The sequence below is a fragment of the Pseudomonas sp. AC239 genome, from assembly GCF_979258545.1.
Map to the genome: position 1 here is coordinate 5,566,426 of NZ_OZ409864.1, position 15,872 is coordinate 5,582,297.

Below are 15,872 nucleotides of genomic sequence, written 5' to 3' on the forward strand. Positions count from 1 at the left end.
TGTAGGAGTGAGCCTGCTCGCGATAGCGTTCTGTCTGTGACTACGACACTGCCTGAACCACCGCTATCGCGAGCAGGCTCACTCCTACAAAGGATTCGCGCCAGGACTAGCAGCCTTTCAACGCCTGTTTGTGCGCATACATCGCGCCATCCGCATCGGCCAGCAGGCGGTCGACGGTTTCGTGTCGCGTGGGGTCGTATTCGATCTGGCCGACGCTGAAACGAATCGCATAACCGCGATGCAACGTGGCGTTGCGCTCTTCAAGAATTTCCTTGAGCCGCGCCATGATCCGTGTGGTTTCGACGTGGCTGGAGCCGGTCAGCAACGCGACGAACTCATCGCCGCCCAAGCGCCCGACCACGTCGCTCTCGCGAAAGGCAATGCGCAACACATCGGCGAAGGTTTTCAGCGCACTGTCGCCCTCGGCATGCCCGTACAGATCGTTGATCTGCTTGAAATCGTTGAGGTCGAAAAACAGCAGTGTCGCCGGGCGATTCAGGCGCGCGCAAGCATCCAGTGCATGCTGGGCCAGTTGCTTGAAACCACGGCGATTGGACAACAGTGTCAGCTCGTCCATGCTAGCCATTTGCACCGCCATCAGCTCCTGCTCGGCCATCTCGGCGAGGTCGCGCAGCAGTGCGCGCTCTTCGTCGTCGAGATGGCGAGGCTTGGTATCGATCAGGCACAAGGTGCCCATTTTGTTGCCGTCGGGCACGGTCAGCGGATAACCGGCGTAAAAGCGGATATTCGGTGCGCCGGTGACCAGCGGATTGTCATGGAAGCGCACATCCTCCAGCGCATCGGGGACCAGCATCAGCTCGTTTTGCAAAATTGCATGGCCGCAGAAAGAGACGTCGCGCGACGTCTCGCTGACATCCAGCCCCACACAGGATTTGAACCACTGGCGATCCTTGTCGACCAGCGTGACCAGGGCAATCGGCACGTTGAACAAGCGCTTGGCCAGGCGCGTCAGGCGATCGAAGCGCTCTTCGGGGGCCGAGTCGAGGTTGAGGCCATGCAACGCGTCAATACGTGCAGCTTCGTTGGCAGGTTTTCCGGGCACCAGCATGCGCACACTCCGTAGACAGTCATGCGTTCAGCGTAGCGCTAAATCGCCGAGGCTTCACATTTGCGCCACCGGGCACGGCCCGCCGGCATCGGCCCACAGCTTGAATTGCGCGACGAAAATGTCGTGCGGGACCGGTACCGGCGCGCGCCCTGCCCCGGGATTCCAGCCCCACAGCACCAGTTTGTCTTCGCTGACGTGTTTTAACAGGGCGGCGAAGTCGCGATCGCCGTTGCTTGCGCGATCCTTGATCATTGCGCAGAGCTTGTCCGAGGGCAGGCCGATCCAGGCCATTTTGTGCGCGGCTGGCGGCAGGCTCCAATGCGGCGCACCCGGTGGCGCATGAGGGCCGTAACTGGCCGGCGGATTGCTTTCGGCGTGGCAGGTCGCGCAGGGCAGACCGGCGGCGCCCTTGCCGTCCATGCCGCGCACCACATTCATGGCGTGAGGGATGCCGGCGTCGAACTGCAACGGCGAATCGCCGGGAATGTGGCAGTTCTGGCAGCGCGGGCTCTGGAACACTTTCTGCACCGTGCCAAAGGCTTGCAACGCCTGCTGATCCTCGGCAAACAGGTCCGAGGCATAGCCTCCGAGACCGAGCAACACGACGGTGCCCAACACCAGATGTCGTTTCATCTCACACCCCCGACAGTTGCAGTGGCAGTTCGCGCAGGCGTTGCCCGGTCAGGGCAAACACCGCGTTGGCCACGGCCGGCGCGGTCGGCGGTACGCCGGGCTCACCGATGCCGCCGGGTTTTTCGCTGCTGGGGACGATATGCACTTCCACCACCGGCATTTCGTTGAGCCGCAGCACCTGGTAATCGTGATAGTTGGACTGCACGACGCCGCCGTCCTTGACGGTGAGTTTGCTGTGCAAGGCCATGCCGAGGCCGAAGGTGATGCACGACTCCATCTGCGCGGCGATGCTCTGCGGGTTCACCGCAATGCCGCAGTCGACGGCGCAGACCACTCGATGCACGCGAATCGCCAGATTGTCCTGCGACACCTCGGCAACCTGCGCCACGTAGCTGCCGAACGACTCGTGTACCGCCACGCCGAGGGCATGCCCGTCCGGCAACGGCGCGCCCCAGTTGGCCTTCTCCACTGCGAGATTGAGCACGCCGAGATGGCGCGGGTGCGCCTTGAGCAGCGTGCGTCGGTATTCCACCGGATCCTTGCCCGCCGCCGTCGCCAGTTCATCGATCAGCGATTCCATGACGAACCCGGTATGGGTATGGCCCACCGAACGCAGCCACAGCACGTTGATGCCGGTCTGCGGCGAATGCAGGTCGACCTGATGATGAGGCAGATCCTTGATATACGGACTGTCGGCGACGCCCTCGACCGACGTCGCATCGATGCCGTTCTTGACCATCGCCGCCTCGAGCATCGTCCCGGTCATGATCGACTGCCCGACCAGCACATGCTGCCAACTCATCGGCAAGCCATCGGCGCCCAGCCCGACCTGCGCCTTGTGCAGGTACATCGAGCGGTAATAGCCGCCGCGAATGTCATCCTCGCGCGCCCAGACGGTTTTCACGGGCAGGCCCGCCGCTTTCGCTACCTGCACGGCTTCGGCGACGAAGTCCGAGGTCGGATTGGCGCGGCGACCGAAGCCACCACCGAGGAACTCGGTGTGAATTTCAACCTGCTCGGGTTTGAGCCCGGTGATCTTGCTGGCGACCATTTGGTCCAGCGTCTGAAATTGCGTGCCGGTCCAGATTTCACATTTGCCGGCGCTGATTTTCACCGTGCAGTTGAGCGGTTCCATCGGCGCGTGGGCCAGATACGGCACGCTGTATTCGACCTCGATTTTCTTCGTGGCCTTGGCGAAATTGGCTTTGGCGTCTCCAGCCTGCGTGGCCGAGGTGCCCGGAGTCGCTGCCAGTTTGCGGAAACTCTCCAGCAGTTTTTCACTGCTCATGTCGGCCAGTGGCCCAAGATCCCAATCGACTTTCAGCGCATCGCGCCCCAGCTTCGCCGCCCAGAAATGCTCAGCCACCACCGCCACGCCGCTGGGCACCTGCAGCACTTTGTGCACGCCGGGGATTGCCAGCGCTGCGGCGCCTTCGAAGGATTTCACCGTGGCACCGAACACTGGGGCGCGGGCGACCATCGCGGTCATCAGGCCTTCGAACTGCACGTCCATGCCGAACTTGGCGCGGCCGGTGATCTTTTCCGGGGTGTCGAGGCGCTTGGTCGGTTTGCCGATGACTTTCCAGTCCTTGGCTTCCTTGAAGGTAATGGTTTTCGGATCCGGCACCGGCAGTTGCCCGGCGGCATCGGCCAGTTCGCCGTAGGTCGCGCGTTGGTCCCCGGCGATGACCACGCCGGACTCAGTGCGAATCGTCGACGGCGCGACGTCGAAGCGTTTCGCTGCGGCCTCGACCAGCATCTGCCGGGCTGTCGCCCCGGCCAGTCGGTAGCGGTCGAATTCCATCCAGGTCGAGGTCGAGCCTCCGGTGATCTGCATGCCGCCGAACGCCGGCAAACCATATTCCGCCGCTGAGGCTGGGGAGTGCTCGACGCGGATTTTCGACCAGTCGGCGTCCAGTTCCTCGGCAATCAGCATGGTCAGGCCGGTCCAGATGCCCTGACCCATTTCCGAATGGCCGAGCAGCACGGTGACGCTGTTGTCCGCCGCGATGCGCAGGAACGCATTGGGTGCGAACGTCTTGTTTTCATTCTCTGCCGCGCGGGCGAAGCGATTGGCCCCGGGCGTCACAAACGCCACCATCAGGCCGCCACCCAACACGGCGCCGCCCTTGAGAAACCCCCGACGCGATACCGGACTGTTCATCGTTCATCTCCCAGAGAATGACTCAGCCGATTTCGGCGGCGCGTTTGACCGCTGCGCGAATGCGCGGATAGGTGCCGCAGCGGCAGATATTGCCGGAGAGCGCCTGATCGATATCGCTGTCAGTGGGCTTGGGAATTTTCGCCAGCAACGCGGCGGCGGACATGATCTGCCCGGACTGGCAGTAACCGCACTGCACCACATCGAGTTCGGCCCAGGCTTGCTGCACCGGGTGCGAGCCATCGCTGGACAAGCCTTCGATGGTAAGGATTTTCTGCCCGTGGGCGACGGCAGTGGCCGGGGTGATACACGAACGTAATGGCGCGCCGTCAATGTGCACGGTGCAGGCGCCGCACTGGGCCATGCCGCAACCGAACTTGGTCCCGGTCAGGTGCGCGACATCGCGCAGAACCCAGAGCAGCGGCATGTCGGCGGGGACATCGAGCTCCTGATCCTTGCCATTGATATTCAGGGTCAGCATCGGGTGATTTCCTCAGACTCACGGTGTGGCGAAGGGGCGTCGCTTGGTCGCAAAAACCTACGGATGCCCGCGCTTATCCCTTTCAGCAAAGCCTAATTTGCGCAGCAAGCGAGACGTTGTGACCAGCGGTCATGCAGACCGCAGCTTTGCTCCTACAGTTGATAACGGCTCGCAGTGAGTCGTCGTACCTCTGCACTTTCGGTACGCGACACATCGCGTTTGACCTTCCTTTGAGTCAGGAGCATTACCCATGGGCTTTGTCACCACTCGAGACGGCGTCGACATCTTCTACAAGGACTGGGGCCCGCGCGACGCGCCGGTAATCCACTTCCACCACGGCTGGCCGCTCAGTTCGGATGACTGGGATGCGCAGATGCTGTTCTTTCTCGCGCAGGGCTTTCGGGTGATTGCTCATGATCGACGCGGGCATGGCCGCTCCAGCCAGGTCTGGGACGGCCATGACATGGATCACTACGCCGACGATGTGCTGGCCGTGGTCAATCATCTGGGTACGAGCAACGTTGTGCATGTCGGCCACTCCACCGGCGGCGGCGAAGTGATCCACTACATTGCCCGACATGGTCAGGACAAGGTCAGCAAAGCGGTATTGATCAGCGCCGTACCACCGCTGATGGTGCAGACCGAAAGCAACCCGGGCGGTTTGCCGAAATCGGTGTTCGATGGCTTTCAAGCGCAGTTGGCGGCGAATCGCGCACAGTTCTATCGCGATGTGCCGAGCGGCCCCTTCTACGGTTACAACCGCCCCGGCGCCGAGCCCTCCGAGGGAATCATCGCCAATTGGTGGCGCCAAGGCATGATCGGCGGCGCCAAGGCGCATTACGACGGCATCGTCGCGTTCTCGCAGACCGACTTCACCGAAGACCTGAAAAAAGTCACCGTGCCGGTTCTGGTCATGCACGGCGAGGACGACCAGATCGTGCCGTACGCCAACTCCGGGCCGTTGTCAGCGAAACTGCTGCCCAACGGCACGCTGAAGTCGTATCCGGGCTTTCCGCATGGCATGCCAACGACGCAGGCAGAGACGATCAATGCGGATTTGCTGGCGTTTATTCGCGGGTAATCACCTCAATCAGGATTACCGCGATATTGGCAAATACTGATCCCCTGTAGGAGCGGGCTTGCCCGCGAAGGCGTCTCTCCAGTCTAGTTAGCTGCGAATGACACTCCGCTTTCGCGAGCAAGCTCGCTCCCACAGCTGGTATCGGGTTTATCCGACACAGACTGGTCGGCGGGAAGGCCGCCATCGCTGGCAAGCCAGCTCCCACAGGGATCAGGGTAGATCCGCTATTCATTCGTATCTTTGAGATAGCTATCGCGAGCAAGCTCGCTCCCACAGTTGGTAATGGGTTTATCCGACACAGACTGGTCGGCGGGAAGGCCGCCATCGCTGGCAAGCCAGCTCCCACAGGGATCAGGGTAGATCCGCTATTCATTCGCATCTTTGAGATAGCTATCGCGAGCAAGCTCGCTCCCACAGTTGGTAATGGGTTTATCCGACACAGACTGGTCGGCGGGAAGGCCGCCATCGCTGGCAAGCCAGCTCCCACAGAGATCAGGGTAGGCCCGTTATTCACTCATATCTTTGAGATAGCTATCGCGAGCAGGCTCGCTCCCACAGTTGGTAATGGGTTTTATCCGACACAGACTGGTCGGCGGGAAGGCCGCCATCGCTGGCAAGCCACACACAGGGATGAGGGTAGATCCGCTGCTCATTCGTATCCTTAAGATAGCTATCGCGAGCAAGCTCACTCCTACAGAAAAGCAAAGCAGCGCAGCTGCCCGCGGCAAAGCCGCCCCACTCAACAATGAGCGCAAGCTCGAGTGCTCTTGATCTTGATCCACCGGCGACGTCGGAAGGCTGAGTGGAGGGATTGATCCGGGCGTGGGAGCGCAGCGACCGTCTGGCGCAGCCAGACACAGCGGAAGGAGGTACAGCGAAGCAAACCGTAGCCGCTGCGCCCGGATCGATCCCGCAGCGAAGGAACCCGAGCCTGCGAGGGCCGAACGTAGGAGCAAGCGTTTTTTTGCTTACTTTTTTTAGGCGTTTGTAAAAAAAGTGAGTCGCCGTAAGGGCGAAACCCTAAGCAGCCTTTACCGCAGCAACAGATATGTACTCGGTCAACCAGAACAAATCATCGCTCGACAAAAAACCTTCGCGAGCAGGCTCACTCCTACATAAATCGCAGGCGTGCTGAAGAATCAATCCCCTATCCCTCTGCCCGCCCTTTGCCTTCACGATCCCCCCGGTAGTGCCTGGCCAGCGGAAAATCCGGCAGCCAGGATTCGCGACGCACAGTCCAGCTCTCATAGGTGGGTTTCAACTGATCCGGCGCATCCAGCGCGCCGAGGTTCACCTCGACCTCATCACCACTGCGGTTGAACACCGACGAGCCACAGCGCGGGCAGAAATGTCGACCTTGATACTCGTGGGTTTCACCGCTAATGGTCACAGCGCCCTCAGGAAATATCGCCGAGGCATGAAACAGCGCACCGTGGACCTTGCGACAGTCCAGGCAATGGCACAGTCCAACCCGGTAAGGCTCGCCAGAAACTTGAAAGCGCACATCGCCGCACAGGCATCCGCCGGCAAATATATTCATGGTTCGGCTCCATCGCTCCCGTGGCATCAAGCCCCAGAGCCTATAACAGTCGGGGCTGCAATGCAGGCCATGTTTCAGATGAAAAAGCTTGATGTCGCCGCGCTGCAACAGGCATTCGCCGGCCAGAGCTAATACACTCAGACGCTGACCTGCCGGGACGATCACGATGAAACACGCCGCTGCGAAAAACCCCGAGAAAGCCCCGCGCTTCTGGCGCGACGACGCCCTGCCCTTCATCGAAGCGCGGGCCATCGCGGATGGGCGTGAGGTTTGTTATGCGCGGCATTCCCATGCGCACTTTTCCATCGGCGCGATTACCGCCGGGCACAGTACTTATGTGCATGAACAGGCGCAGTACGAGGTGGCGGCCGGCACCGTGGTGCTGATGAATCCCGGCGATGTGCACGCGTGCAATCCGATCGATGATCAGCCGTGGTCATATGTGATGTTGTATGTCGAAACGCCGTGGCTGACCGATTTGCAGCATGAGTTGGGGTTTGCCGCTGAGCTGGAGTTTCGGCGTTTTTCCGACACGCATCTGGCCGATGCCGAGTTGTTCGGCAAGTTGATGGGGTTATATGAAGTGTTGGTTGACGATCAGTTGGAGGCGTTGGCGAAACAGAGCGCGGCTGTGGAGTTTTTCAGTGATTTGCAGCTGCGTCTGAATCCAGCTGATCAGCCGATACGTGAGCCTAACTTCAAGCTGGAACGTGCCGCTGATTTCATCCGGGAACATTGCACCGAAGTGCTCAGCCTCGAGGCGATTTGCGCAGCGGCGCAGCTGTCGCCGTCGTACCTGATTCGAGCGTTCAAGCAGCGTTACGGAATGACGCCCCATGCCTTTGTGGTCAACCAGCGCATCCAGTTCGCCCGCGAGCGCTTGCGCAGCGGGCGGTTGATTGCCGATGTGGCGCTAGAGGCTGGATTCGCCGACCAGGCGCATTTCCAGCGGGCGTTCAAACAGCATCTGGCGGCGACGCCGGGGCAGTATCGCGGCTGAGTTTTATCTGCCGTACATGCAAACCCCTGCACTCGTCAGCGCCTACAGAAAATCAGGTGATCAGGAGATAAAGCGCACTTACCGCCAGCAACAACGCCATCACCCGGTTGAACCAGCGCATCCCCGCCGCGTTGCTCAGATAGCCGCGCAAAAACGTCCCGGCATACGCCCAGCAGCCCACCGACAGATAGCAGATCACCAGATACACCGCCGCAAACTGCCAGACCAACCGTGCCTCGCCATCAGCGACAAACGCGCCCATGCCGGCCACGCACGCCAGCCAGGCCTTGGGGTTGAGCCATTGCATCACCGCGCCATAGAGCATCGACGGTGCGCGGCCGGACTCGCGGGTGTTCAATTGGCCGTCATCGCTGGCCAGTTTCCAGGCCATGAACAACAGAAACGCCACCCCGGCCCATTGCACCACCCGCGTCATGAACGGCCACAGTTGCAGCACCTCATGCAGGCCCAGGCCCATCAGCACCAGCAACAGCACAAACCCCAACGTCGCCCCGGCGACATGCCGCTGGCTGGCGCGGAACCCGTACTGCGCGCCGGAACTCAAGGCGACAATATTGACCGGCCCGGGGGTGATGGAAGCGGCCAGGGCAAATGCCGCCATGGAAAGAATCAGACTCATTGCACACCTGCTTCGAATGAGGAACGAGGTGGCTACGGTAGCGAGCGCCGGGGGTGCGGTATTGAAGAAAATGCCCCTGAGGATGCGAATCCTCTGGCGAAAGCGGTGTGTCAATCAACCCAATGTTGGCTGGGCTGACGCCTTCGCGAGCAAGCCCGCTCCCACCGGGTTGTGTGTGAAATGCAATCTCGGGCCTACCGCAAAACCTGTGGGAGCGAGCTTGCTCGCGAAAGCGGTGTGTCAATCAACCCTATGTTGGCTGGGCTGACGCCTTCGCGAGCAAGCCCCCTCCCACCGGGTTGTGTGTGAAATGCAATCTCGGGCCTACCGCAAAACCTGTGGGAGCGAGCTTGCTCGCGAAAGCGGTGTGTCAATCAACCCTATGTTGGCTGGGATGACGCCTTCGCGAGCAAGCCCGCTCCCACCGGGTTGTGTGTGAAATGCAATCTCGGGCCTACCGCAAAACCTGTGGGAGCGAGCTTGCTCGCGAAAGCGGTGTGTCAATCAACCCTATGTTGGCTGGGATGACGCCTTCGCGAGCAAGCCCGCTCCTACAGGGGCATTCAGGCCAGGCGCGGTACGGTGAAGCGGAATTCGCTGCCCTGCCCCGGCTCGCTCTCGGCGACGATCTGGCCGCCATGGGCTTCGACGATGCCTTGGGTGATGTACAAACCCAGGCCCGTGCCGGTCGGGTTGCCTTCTTTGACCGTCCAGTAACGATCAAACACATGCGGCAAGTGCTCTTTGGGAATGCCTTCGCCGCTGTCGCGCACGATGAAGACAATCTCATCGCCCACCGATTTGGCGTGTACGCCGACGGTGCCCATGCGTGGGGTGAACTTGATGGCGTTGCCGACCAGGTTCGACAGCACCTGAAACAGCCGCTCGGGGTCGGCATGGATGCGCAAATCAGGATCGGCCTGGAAGGAAATGCTGATGTCCTTGTCATGGGCCAGCGGCGACAGCAGCGACTGCGCCTCTTCGAAGATCAGCCCGACGTCCAGCGGTTGCGGTGTGATGGAATAGCGCCCGGCGTCGATTTTCGAAGTATCGAGCAGGTCCTCCAGCAGCGTATTCATCCGCGCCGTGGCCTGCTGCATGGTGTCGATCGCCGTAGAGATGCGCCGCGAAGTGTGCGCCCCCTCCGAGCTGAAGGCTTTCTGCATCATGCCGCAGAGCATCGAAATCACCGTCATCGGGTTACGCAGATCGTGGGAAACCACCGCCACCAGTTCATCCCGCGCTCGCACGGCCTCTTGCTCGCGACGGACCTGGCGGGCCAGATCATATTCCAGTGCCGAACGGCGCAGATCGTTGGCGGCGAACAGATCGCCGTGGCTCCATTTGGTGGAGATCCCGGCCATCTCGACTTTCCAGATCTCGAACGAGGTACGCGGCCGCAGGCGCAGGCCGGCGTCGGAGTTTTCCAAGTCCAGTGGTTTGCGCGGGTCACCGCTCCAGTTGATGTTTTCCTTCACTTCCGGGCGGAACCACAGCACGCCGTTGTCCACCGGTTTGGGCAGGCTCAAGGCGAGCACACCGCTGGCCACCGCCTGATACTGCGCCGCCGGCGGATAAACGCTGGACAGATGATGGCTGGCAAACACCGGCTCGCCGCGCGCCTGCAGCCATTTGTGCAGCGCGCGAATTTCTTCCGGCTCAGGGCAGTTGCCGTAACGGTGCAATTGCTTGTCTTCGATGATTGCGATGCCACCGGCATTGACCAACGCCATCAACGTCGCCGGCTGCTGGGCGAGGCCGTCGAACACGTTCTGCGGCGAATCGACCATCGCCTGATTGAGCCGCGCCAGCGCCTCGACCTTCTCTTCACGCTGACGGGTCAGTTCAAGGGTTTCCATCGCACTGATCTGCAACGAGAGGACTTGGCCGATGGTCTGGCAGGCCATGCGCAATTCATGCGGCACGTGCAGCGGTTGACGGTTGCCGCAGCTGATCAGGCCCCAGAGCTTGTCGCCCTTGAGCAGGGAAATGCTCATCGACGACAGCACGCCCATGTTTTTCATGTACTGGCAGTGAATCGGCGAGACGCTGCGCAACGTGGCGAAACTCAGGTCCAGCGGTGTCTGCGTGTCCGGGCGCAACTTCGGCACCAGTGGCACCGGCTGATAATCGGCGTTGGGGATGATCCGCAGCCAATTGGTGCGATACAGCTCGCGCGCCTGCTCGGGAATGTCCGAGGCCGGGAAGAACAGGCCATTGAACACTTCCATCGACGGATCGGAGGCTTCAGCGATGACCTGACCGTGGCCCTCCTCCTCGAAGCGATAGATCAGCACCCGGTCGTAACCGGTCATCGCCTGGATTTCCTTGACGCTGATGTCGTACAGGGCCTGCAGCGTGGTTGCCGCCTGCAGGCGCTGGAGCATGCGGCCCAGATGAGTCTTGACCCCGGCGACGTTGCGCGGCTGGAAATTCTGTACGTGGATCTCAAGCTCAAGAATCAGCACGCCCTGATGGCGATGCAGCAACCCTTCGAACGCGGTGCCGTTGAGCTCGAAACGCAGTGGCGCCGCTTCGGAGAATGTCGTCTGCTGCAGGGCTTCGAGCACTTGCGCGGCGTGCTCGGCGCCGATCAGGCTGTGCAGTGGCTGGCCGATCAGCGATTCGGGCGCACGGGCCAGCAGAGTTTCGACGTTGGCACTGACCTGAATGATCTGCAGCGCAGGCTCGGTCAGGGTCAGCAGCAAACCATGGGGCTGGATCGCGCCGGGAAAGCGGATCGGCTCGTCGGCACAGTTGGCCAGCAGTTCTTCAAAGGCTTGTTGGTCTTGCGGGTTCATGCCAGTACCTCCTGGCGCTCGAGCCACTGCTCGAAACAGCTGAATGTGGTTTGTGCTGCGCTGACCACGGCCGCGCGTTCGCTGGCCGCCATGGGCCGGTTGCTCAGGTATTCGATGAACTCGCGCCAGCGCCGCCCCGTAGCAGCGCCGTAGACATCGAGAAACGCAGCGCCGTTGTCGGCGTCCAGATTCAGCCGCGCGGCGATTTCCCGTCGCAGGATCTGCCCGCCGAGAGTCGCGCCTTCAAGCACGTACAGAACGCCAAGGCTGGCAGCGCTGGAGTCGATAACCGGCAGATCCTCACACAGTAGCAAATCATCAGCGGTTGCGCCCAGCGCGCGCAGGTCGGCGCGCAGGGTTTGAGCCTTCAGACGCGGCGTCAGGTTGAAATCGTCCGGGACCGCACCACTGGCGAGCAACGCCTGTTCCAGCGGTTGATAGAAACCGTAATAGGCCTGCATCAAGCGCTCGAAAGCGGGGGTATCGAGGGTATCGGAGAAAAAAGGAAGGCGTTTTTCCAGTGCGATGTGCAGTTCGGCTGTGCCGGCCCGCAGATCCTGCAGCACCGGTGGCACATAAACCTCACGGGCCTTTGCTTGCATGTAGATCGCTCTTGGTGGGACCCGGCAGGGGCCATTCTGGGTGGGCTCGACGTGGGGAGGAATTTATCACGACAGACAGCGTTTCTGCCTGCCAGGGCGATTATTTCTGCCGAACCGCGACCCTATGACACGTTCAGAGTGGCGCCGGATCAAAAAAGTTCGACCCGCGCCACATCTGCCAATCTCAGGGCTTGAGATCGGGATCGCTATCCAGATTCTTCTGCTGCACAGCGTCGATATTGCCCGGCGGGTTTTGCGCCGGGGCCTGATCGATGCCCGGTGGTGGCGTAAGTTGCAGCACTTCGCTGGTGTAGCGCCACTCCTCCATGACCTTGTCCGGGTGCTCGTTCAGGCGCGTGCCATAACTGGGCACGATCTGGCGCAGCTTGTCATGCCACGGCGCCGAGGCCAGTTTGTCCTTGAACACCTTGCCCATCAGATCAAGCATGATCGGCGCGGCGGTCGAGGCCCCCGGCGACGCGCCGAGCAGCCCGGCAATGCTGCCGTCCTTGGAAGCGACCACTTCGGTACCGAGCTTGAGCACCCCGCCCTGCTGTTCATCCTTCTTGATGATCTGCACGCGCTGGCCGGCCTGCCACAGTCGCCACTCCTCTTTCTTCGCATGGGGGAAGTAGGTGCGCAGCGCCTCGAAACGGTCGTCATCGGACTGCATCAACTGGCCGGCGAGGTATTGCACCAGATCGAACTCGCGCACGCCGACCCGAACCATCGGCCAGAGATTGTGCAGGGTCGTACTGGCCGGCAGATCAAAATACGAACCCTCTTTCAAGAACTTGGTGGAGAACGTGGCGAACGGCCCAAACAGAATCACCCGTTTGCCATCGAGCACCCGCGTATCGAGGTGCGGCACCGACATCGGTGGCGCGCCGGTCGAAGCGATCCCATAGGCCTTGGCCATGTGCTGTTGCGCGACTTCGGGATTATCCGTGACCAGGAACGAACCACCCACCGGGAACCCGGCGTAGTCTTTCGCTTCCTCGATCCCGGACTTCTGCAGCAGCGGCAACGCCGCCCCACCCGCTCCGATAAACAGGAATTTCGCGTCGGTGGCGGCCGTGGTGCCGTCCTTGAGGTTCTTGTACTCAACGTGCCACGAGCCATCGTCGTTGCGCGTGATGTCGCGCACTTCCGTGGACAGCTTGAGGTTGAAGTTGTCGCGGCTTTGCAGATGGCTGACGAACTGCCGGGTGATCTCGCCGAAATTGACGTCGGTGCCGATCGGCGTCCAGGTGGCGGCGATCTTCTGCGTCGGATCGCGCCCCTCCATCATCAACGGCACCCATTGCTTGATCTGCTCCGGGTCTTCGGAATACTGCATCGGCCGGAACAAGGGGCTGGCCTGCAACGCCTCGTAGCGTTTCTTGAGGAAACGGATGTTGTCATCGCCCCAGACGAAACTCATGTGCGGCGTGGAGTTGATAAACGAACGCGGATTCTTCAGCACGCCGGTTTTCACCTGCCAGGCGAGGAACTGGCGGGTGATCTGGAACGCCTCGTTGATCTCGACAGCCTTGGTGATGTCGACCTTGCCGTCCTTCTCCGGCGTGTAGTTGAGTTCGGCGAGCGCCGAGTGGCCGGTGCCGGCGTTGTTCCAGCCGTTGGAGCTTTCCTCGGCGACTTTGTCCAGACGCTCGACCATTTCCATCGACCAGCCCGGCTCCAGTTCACTGAGCCAGACCGCCAGCGTCGAGCTCATGATGCCGCCGCCGACCAGCATCACGTCGACCCGTTTGGTTTGTTCGGCGTACGCCTGGCCAATGCCGACCGAGAGGGTCAAGGCGACCAGTGCGCATTTGCGCATCGGATGGTTCATAAAGGCCTCCTTCGGCTCTGTCGGCGCTAGTGCGAGTTTAGTCGGCGCTGTCGTTCTGCACGGACGGATCACCATTGGCCGGCACGCTGCTGTCGGGAACGGGTTTCGATGGGTTGTTTTCTTCGGCACCGGGATAACCCGGCAGACCGCGAGTATCGTCAGGTGTCATGACATCTTCGTTGTCGCGGCTCACATCCCAGTCGGTGGTGGCGTTCGGGTCTTCATCGCGCCCGGCGGTGCCGATGACGAAGCCGTCGTCGTTGGGATTGAGGGTTTCGTTGAGCGCTTTGTCGTTGCTGGACGGGTTGTTCATGTCTGCCTCCAGAGCACATTGGTAGGACCTTTTTTGAAAACCACGGGCCTTCCAAGTGCAATGGAAAAGACCAACGGTGCATTTCGCGGCGCTGGTCGCCTGGCGTGAACCACCGCTGCCGCGCGCGGTTCCCATGAGAAACAGTCGCTCGAGCAGCGCCATGACCAGCCCGCGATTTGGCATCGAAGAAGAATTTTTCCTGACCGACCTGCAGACCCTGCGCATGGTCGGCAGCCCTTCGCAGCCGGCCATCGAGGCATGTCGTGCGGCGCTGGGCGCGTGGTTTGCCACGGAGATGTTTCAGGGGCAGATAGAGGTGGCTTCGCCGGTGTTCAGCGACTTTGAGCATGCCGGCGATTTCTTGCGTGGCAGCCGTCAGGCCTTGCGCGCAGCGCTTGCGCCGTTTGGTCTGGGCGTGCTCAGCGCCGGCAGCCATCCGCTGGCTGACTGGCGAGAACAGATGCCGACCGAAGAAGAACATTTCCAGGGCTTATTCGAACGCTACGGTCATGTCGCGCGGCGCAGCGTACTGTCAGGTCTGCACGTGCACGTCGAGGTCGCGCAGCCGCTGGACCGCATCGCGGTGATGAATGAAGTACTGCCGTGGACGCCGCTGCTGTTGGCACTGAGTTGTTCTTCGCCCCTCTGGAATGGCGTCGCCAGTGGTTTCATGAGTTATCGGCAGACGGCGTGTGACGAGTGGCCGCGCATGGGCATCCCGCCGCTGTTTGCCGATCAGCGCCATTACGATGAGCACGTGGCATTTCTCACGCGCATCGGTGCGATCACGCAGCCCGCCGAGTGCTGGTGGGGCGTGCGTCCGGCGGCGCGTTTTTCGACGCTCGAACTGCGTATGACAGACGCTTGCCCCAGGGTCGACGACGCGCTGACCCTGGCAGCGTTTTTCCGTGTACTGGTGGCCCACGCCAGCGCGCAGCGGCGACCCGGATTGCTGTACGACCAGACCGCGCGTTCGATGCTGGAAGAAAATCGTTGGCGGGCCAAACGCTTGGGCACTCATGCGCGCTTTCTGGTCGAAGGCATCGACGGCGACTGTTCGATCGCGCAGTGGCTGGAGCTGGCCGAGCAGCGCTTTGCCGATACTGCGCAGGCCTTGGGCGCGGCGCAGTTGTTCGATCAGGCTCGCGCGATCATCGCCAGCGGCACCAGCGCCGATCGGCAACTGGCGCTGTTCGAGCAAGCATCTGAACAACCGCAAAACAACCGCTCGGCGCTGGCGCAAGTGAGCGAACTGTTGCTTCAGGAAACGTCTGGCTGAGCAATCTCGGACGCGCCCTTGAGTTCGACCTGATTGCCGTCCGGGTCGAAACAGTACAACGACAGGCCGTAGCCCTCGGCGCCGAAACGTCTGGCGGCTTTTTCCACGGTCAGCCCGAATGATTGCAGATGAGCGCTGAGCGCGGCTTCGTCGAACGGCTCGATGCGCAGGCAGAAGTGATCGACGTTGCGCTTGTGCGTCTGCGCTGCGCCGCCGCCCTTGCGCCCGAGCTCGCCCGCCAGGTCGACCAGATCGATCATCGACGTGCCGGCCCGCAAATGCACCAGCCCTAACGGCTGGTTGTGCCTGACGACTTCGGCGCCGAACACTTTGCCGTAGAAATCGATGCTGCGTTGAAGGTCAGCAACGCGCAGGACGATATGGTCGATGTGCTGAATGGAAAACGGATGCACGGGCTGGCTTCCTTGAAAGCGGCGA

The 15,872-nt window shown here is 61.4% G+C and carries 14 protein-coding genes; 3 read left to right on the plus strand and 11 right to left on the minus strand.

Features of this window, described 5'->3' with window-relative positions:
* Nucleotides 1-106: 106 nt before the first annotated feature.
* From ACZ0AZ_RS25255 to ACZ0AZ_RS25270, 4 genes are read right to left on the minus strand one after another with little or no spacing between them, the layout of a single operon-like run.
* Nucleotides 107-1,069 carry a sensor domain-containing diguanylate cyclase gene (locus ACZ0AZ_RS25255; RefSeq protein ID WP_130000054.1) on the minus strand — a complete coding sequence of 321 codons (963 nt, stop codon included), beginning with the start codon at nucleotides 1,067-1,069 and terminating at the stop codon, nucleotides 107-109.
* 54 nt (nucleotides 1,070-1,123) lie between these two features.
* On the minus strand, nucleotides 1,124-1,702 hold the full coding sequence (locus ACZ0AZ_RS25260; RefSeq protein ID WP_130000055.1) for a hypothetical protein: 579 nt from the start codon (nucleotides 1,700-1,702) through the stop codon (nucleotides 1,124-1,126).
* A gap of 1 nt (nucleotide 1,703) precedes the next feature.
* Nucleotides 1,704-3,866 carry a xanthine dehydrogenase family protein molybdopterin-binding subunit gene (locus tag ACZ0AZ_RS25265; RefSeq protein WP_463538397.1) on the minus strand — a complete coding sequence of 721 codons (2,163 nt, stop codon included), beginning with the start codon at nucleotides 3,864-3,866 and terminating at the stop codon, nucleotides 1,704-1,706.
* 22 nt (nucleotides 3,867-3,888) lie between these two features.
* The gene (locus ACZ0AZ_RS25270; RefSeq protein WP_463538398.1) at nucleotides 3,889-4,344 is read right to left on the minus strand and encodes a (2Fe-2S)-binding protein; all 456 of its coding nucleotides are present in this window, start codon (nucleotides 4,342-4,344) and stop codon (nucleotides 3,889-3,891) included.
* Between the two features lie 250 nt (nucleotides 4,345-4,594).
* Here ACZ0AZ_RS25270 and ACZ0AZ_RS25275 point away from each other — a divergent pair, with 250 nt between their 5' ends.
* Entirely contained in the window at nucleotides 4,595-5,425 is an 831-nt protein-coding gene (locus ACZ0AZ_RS25275; RefSeq protein WP_039763251.1) for an alpha/beta fold hydrolase, read from the plus strand.
* Between the two features lie 1,147 nt (nucleotides 5,426-6,572).
* On the opposite strand, the gene ACZ0AZ_RS25280 is transcribed toward ACZ0AZ_RS25275, so the two are convergent.
* A complete protein-coding gene (locus tag ACZ0AZ_RS25280; RefSeq protein WP_463538812.1) occupies nucleotides 6,573-6,965 on the minus strand; it encodes a GFA family protein in 393 nt (130 codons plus the stop codon).
* Between the two features lie 166 nt (nucleotides 6,966-7,131).
* Here ACZ0AZ_RS25280 and ACZ0AZ_RS25285 point away from each other — a divergent pair, with 166 nt between their 5' ends.
* Nucleotides 7,132-7,965, plus strand: coding sequence for an AraC family transcriptional regulator (locus tag ACZ0AZ_RS25285; protein WP_463538399.1), 834 nt, complete (start codon nucleotides 7,132-7,134; stop codon nucleotides 7,963-7,965).
* 52 nt (nucleotides 7,966-8,017) lie between these two features.
* On the opposite strand, the gene ACZ0AZ_RS25290 is transcribed toward ACZ0AZ_RS25285, so the two are convergent.
* From ACZ0AZ_RS25290 to ACZ0AZ_RS25310, 5 genes are all read right to left on the minus strand, one after another.
* Nucleotides 8,018-8,605 carry a LysE family translocator gene (locus ACZ0AZ_RS25290; RefSeq protein ID WP_130000059.1) on the minus strand — a complete coding sequence of 196 codons (588 nt, stop codon included), beginning with the start codon at nucleotides 8,603-8,605 and terminating at the stop codon, nucleotides 8,018-8,020.
* 563 nt (nucleotides 8,606-9,168) lie between these two features.
* Nucleotides 9,169-11,406 carry an ATP-binding protein gene (locus tag ACZ0AZ_RS25295; RefSeq protein WP_463538400.1) on the minus strand — a complete coding sequence of 746 codons (2,238 nt, stop codon included), beginning with the start codon at nucleotides 11,404-11,406 and terminating at the stop codon, nucleotides 9,169-9,171.
* Entirely contained in the window at nucleotides 11,403-12,008 is a 606-nt protein-coding gene (locus ACZ0AZ_RS25300) for a biliverdin-producing heme oxygenase (protein ID WP_463570625.1), read from the minus strand. Before ACZ0AZ_RS25300 ends, ACZ0AZ_RS25295 begins: the two co-directional genes overlap by 4 nt.
* 184 nt (nucleotides 12,009-12,192) lie before the next feature.
* Nucleotides 12,193-13,830 (minus strand): malate dehydrogenase (quinone), encoded by a 1,638-nt coding sequence (gene mqo, locus ACZ0AZ_RS25305; RefSeq protein WP_463538813.1) that lies wholly within the window; start codon nucleotides 13,828-13,830, stop codon nucleotides 12,193-12,195.
* A 49-nt stretch (nucleotides 13,831-13,879) separates the two neighbouring features.
* The gene (locus ACZ0AZ_RS25310; protein WP_039763258.1) at nucleotides 13,880-14,155 is read right to left on the minus strand and encodes a hypothetical protein; all 276 of its coding nucleotides are present in this window, start codon (nucleotides 14,153-14,155) and stop codon (nucleotides 13,880-13,882) included.
* Between the two features lie 160 nt (nucleotides 14,156-14,315).
* Here ACZ0AZ_RS25310 and ACZ0AZ_RS25315 point away from each other — a divergent pair, with 160 nt between their 5' ends.
* Nucleotides 14,316-15,434, plus strand: coding sequence for a carboxylate-amine ligase (locus ACZ0AZ_RS25315; RefSeq protein WP_463538401.1), 1,119 nt, complete (start codon nucleotides 14,316-14,318; stop codon nucleotides 15,432-15,434).
* On the opposite strand, the gene ACZ0AZ_RS25320 is transcribed toward ACZ0AZ_RS25315, so the two are convergent.
* Nucleotides 15,416-15,847: a VOC family protein gene (locus ACZ0AZ_RS25320; protein ID WP_039763259.1), complete on the minus strand. Its 432-nt coding sequence runs from the start codon at nucleotides 15,845-15,847 to the stop codon at nucleotides 15,416-15,418. The genes ACZ0AZ_RS25315 and ACZ0AZ_RS25320 overlap by 19 nt on opposite strands.
* Between the last annotated feature and the right edge of the window lie 25 nt (nucleotides 15,848-15,872).

Bases quoted from the DNA above. Each gene is read 5' to 3' on its own strand.
- ACZ0AZ_RS25300 (WP_463570625.1), bottom strand. From the start codon at position 12,008: ATGCAAGCAAAGGCCCGTGAGGTTTATGTGCCACCGGTGCTGCAGGAT.
- ACZ0AZ_RS25285 (WP_463538399.1), top strand. From the start codon at position 7,132: ATGAAACACGCCGCTGCGAAAAACCCCGAGAAAGCCCCGCGCTTCTGG.
- ACZ0AZ_RS25270 (WP_463538398.1), bottom strand. From the start codon at position 4,344: ATGCTGACCCTGAATATCAATGGCAAGGATCAGGAGCTCGATGTCCCC.
- ACZ0AZ_RS25290 (WP_130000059.1), bottom strand. From the start codon at position 8,605: ATGAGTCTGATTCTTTCCATGGCGGCATTTGCCCTGGCCGCTTCCATC.
- ACZ0AZ_RS25255 (WP_130000054.1), bottom strand. From the start codon at position 1,069: ATGCTGGTGCCCGGAAAACCTGCCAACGAAGCTGCACGTATTGACGCG.
- ACZ0AZ_RS25275 (WP_039763251.1), top strand. From the start codon at position 4,595: ATGGGCTTTGTCACCACTCGAGACGGCGTCGACATCTTCTACAAGGAC.
- ACZ0AZ_RS25260 (WP_130000055.1), bottom strand. From the start codon at position 1,702: ATGAAACGACATCTGGTGTTGGGCACCGTCGTGTTGCTCGGTCTCGGA.
- ACZ0AZ_RS25310 (WP_039763258.1), bottom strand. From the start codon at position 14,155: ATGAACAACCCGTCCAGCAACGACAAAGCGCTCAACGAAACCCTCAAT.
- mqo (WP_463538813.1), bottom strand. From the start codon at position 13,830: ATGCGCAAATGCGCACTGGTCGCCTTGACCCTCTCGGTCGGCATTGGC.
- ACZ0AZ_RS25315 (WP_463538401.1), top strand. From the start codon at position 14,316: ATGACCAGCCCGCGATTTGGCATCGAAGAAGAATTTTTCCTGACCGAC.
- ACZ0AZ_RS25295 (WP_463538400.1), bottom strand. From the start codon at position 11,406: ATGAACCCGCAAGACCAACAAGCCTTTGAAGAACTGCTGGCCAACTGT.
- ACZ0AZ_RS25265 (WP_463538397.1), bottom strand. From the start codon at position 3,866: ATGAACAGTCCGGTATCGCGTCGGGGGTTTCTCAAGGGCGGCGCCGTG.
- ACZ0AZ_RS25280 (WP_463538812.1), bottom strand. From the start codon at position 6,965: ATGAATATATTTGCCGGCGGATGCCTGTGCGGCGATGTGCGCTTTCAA.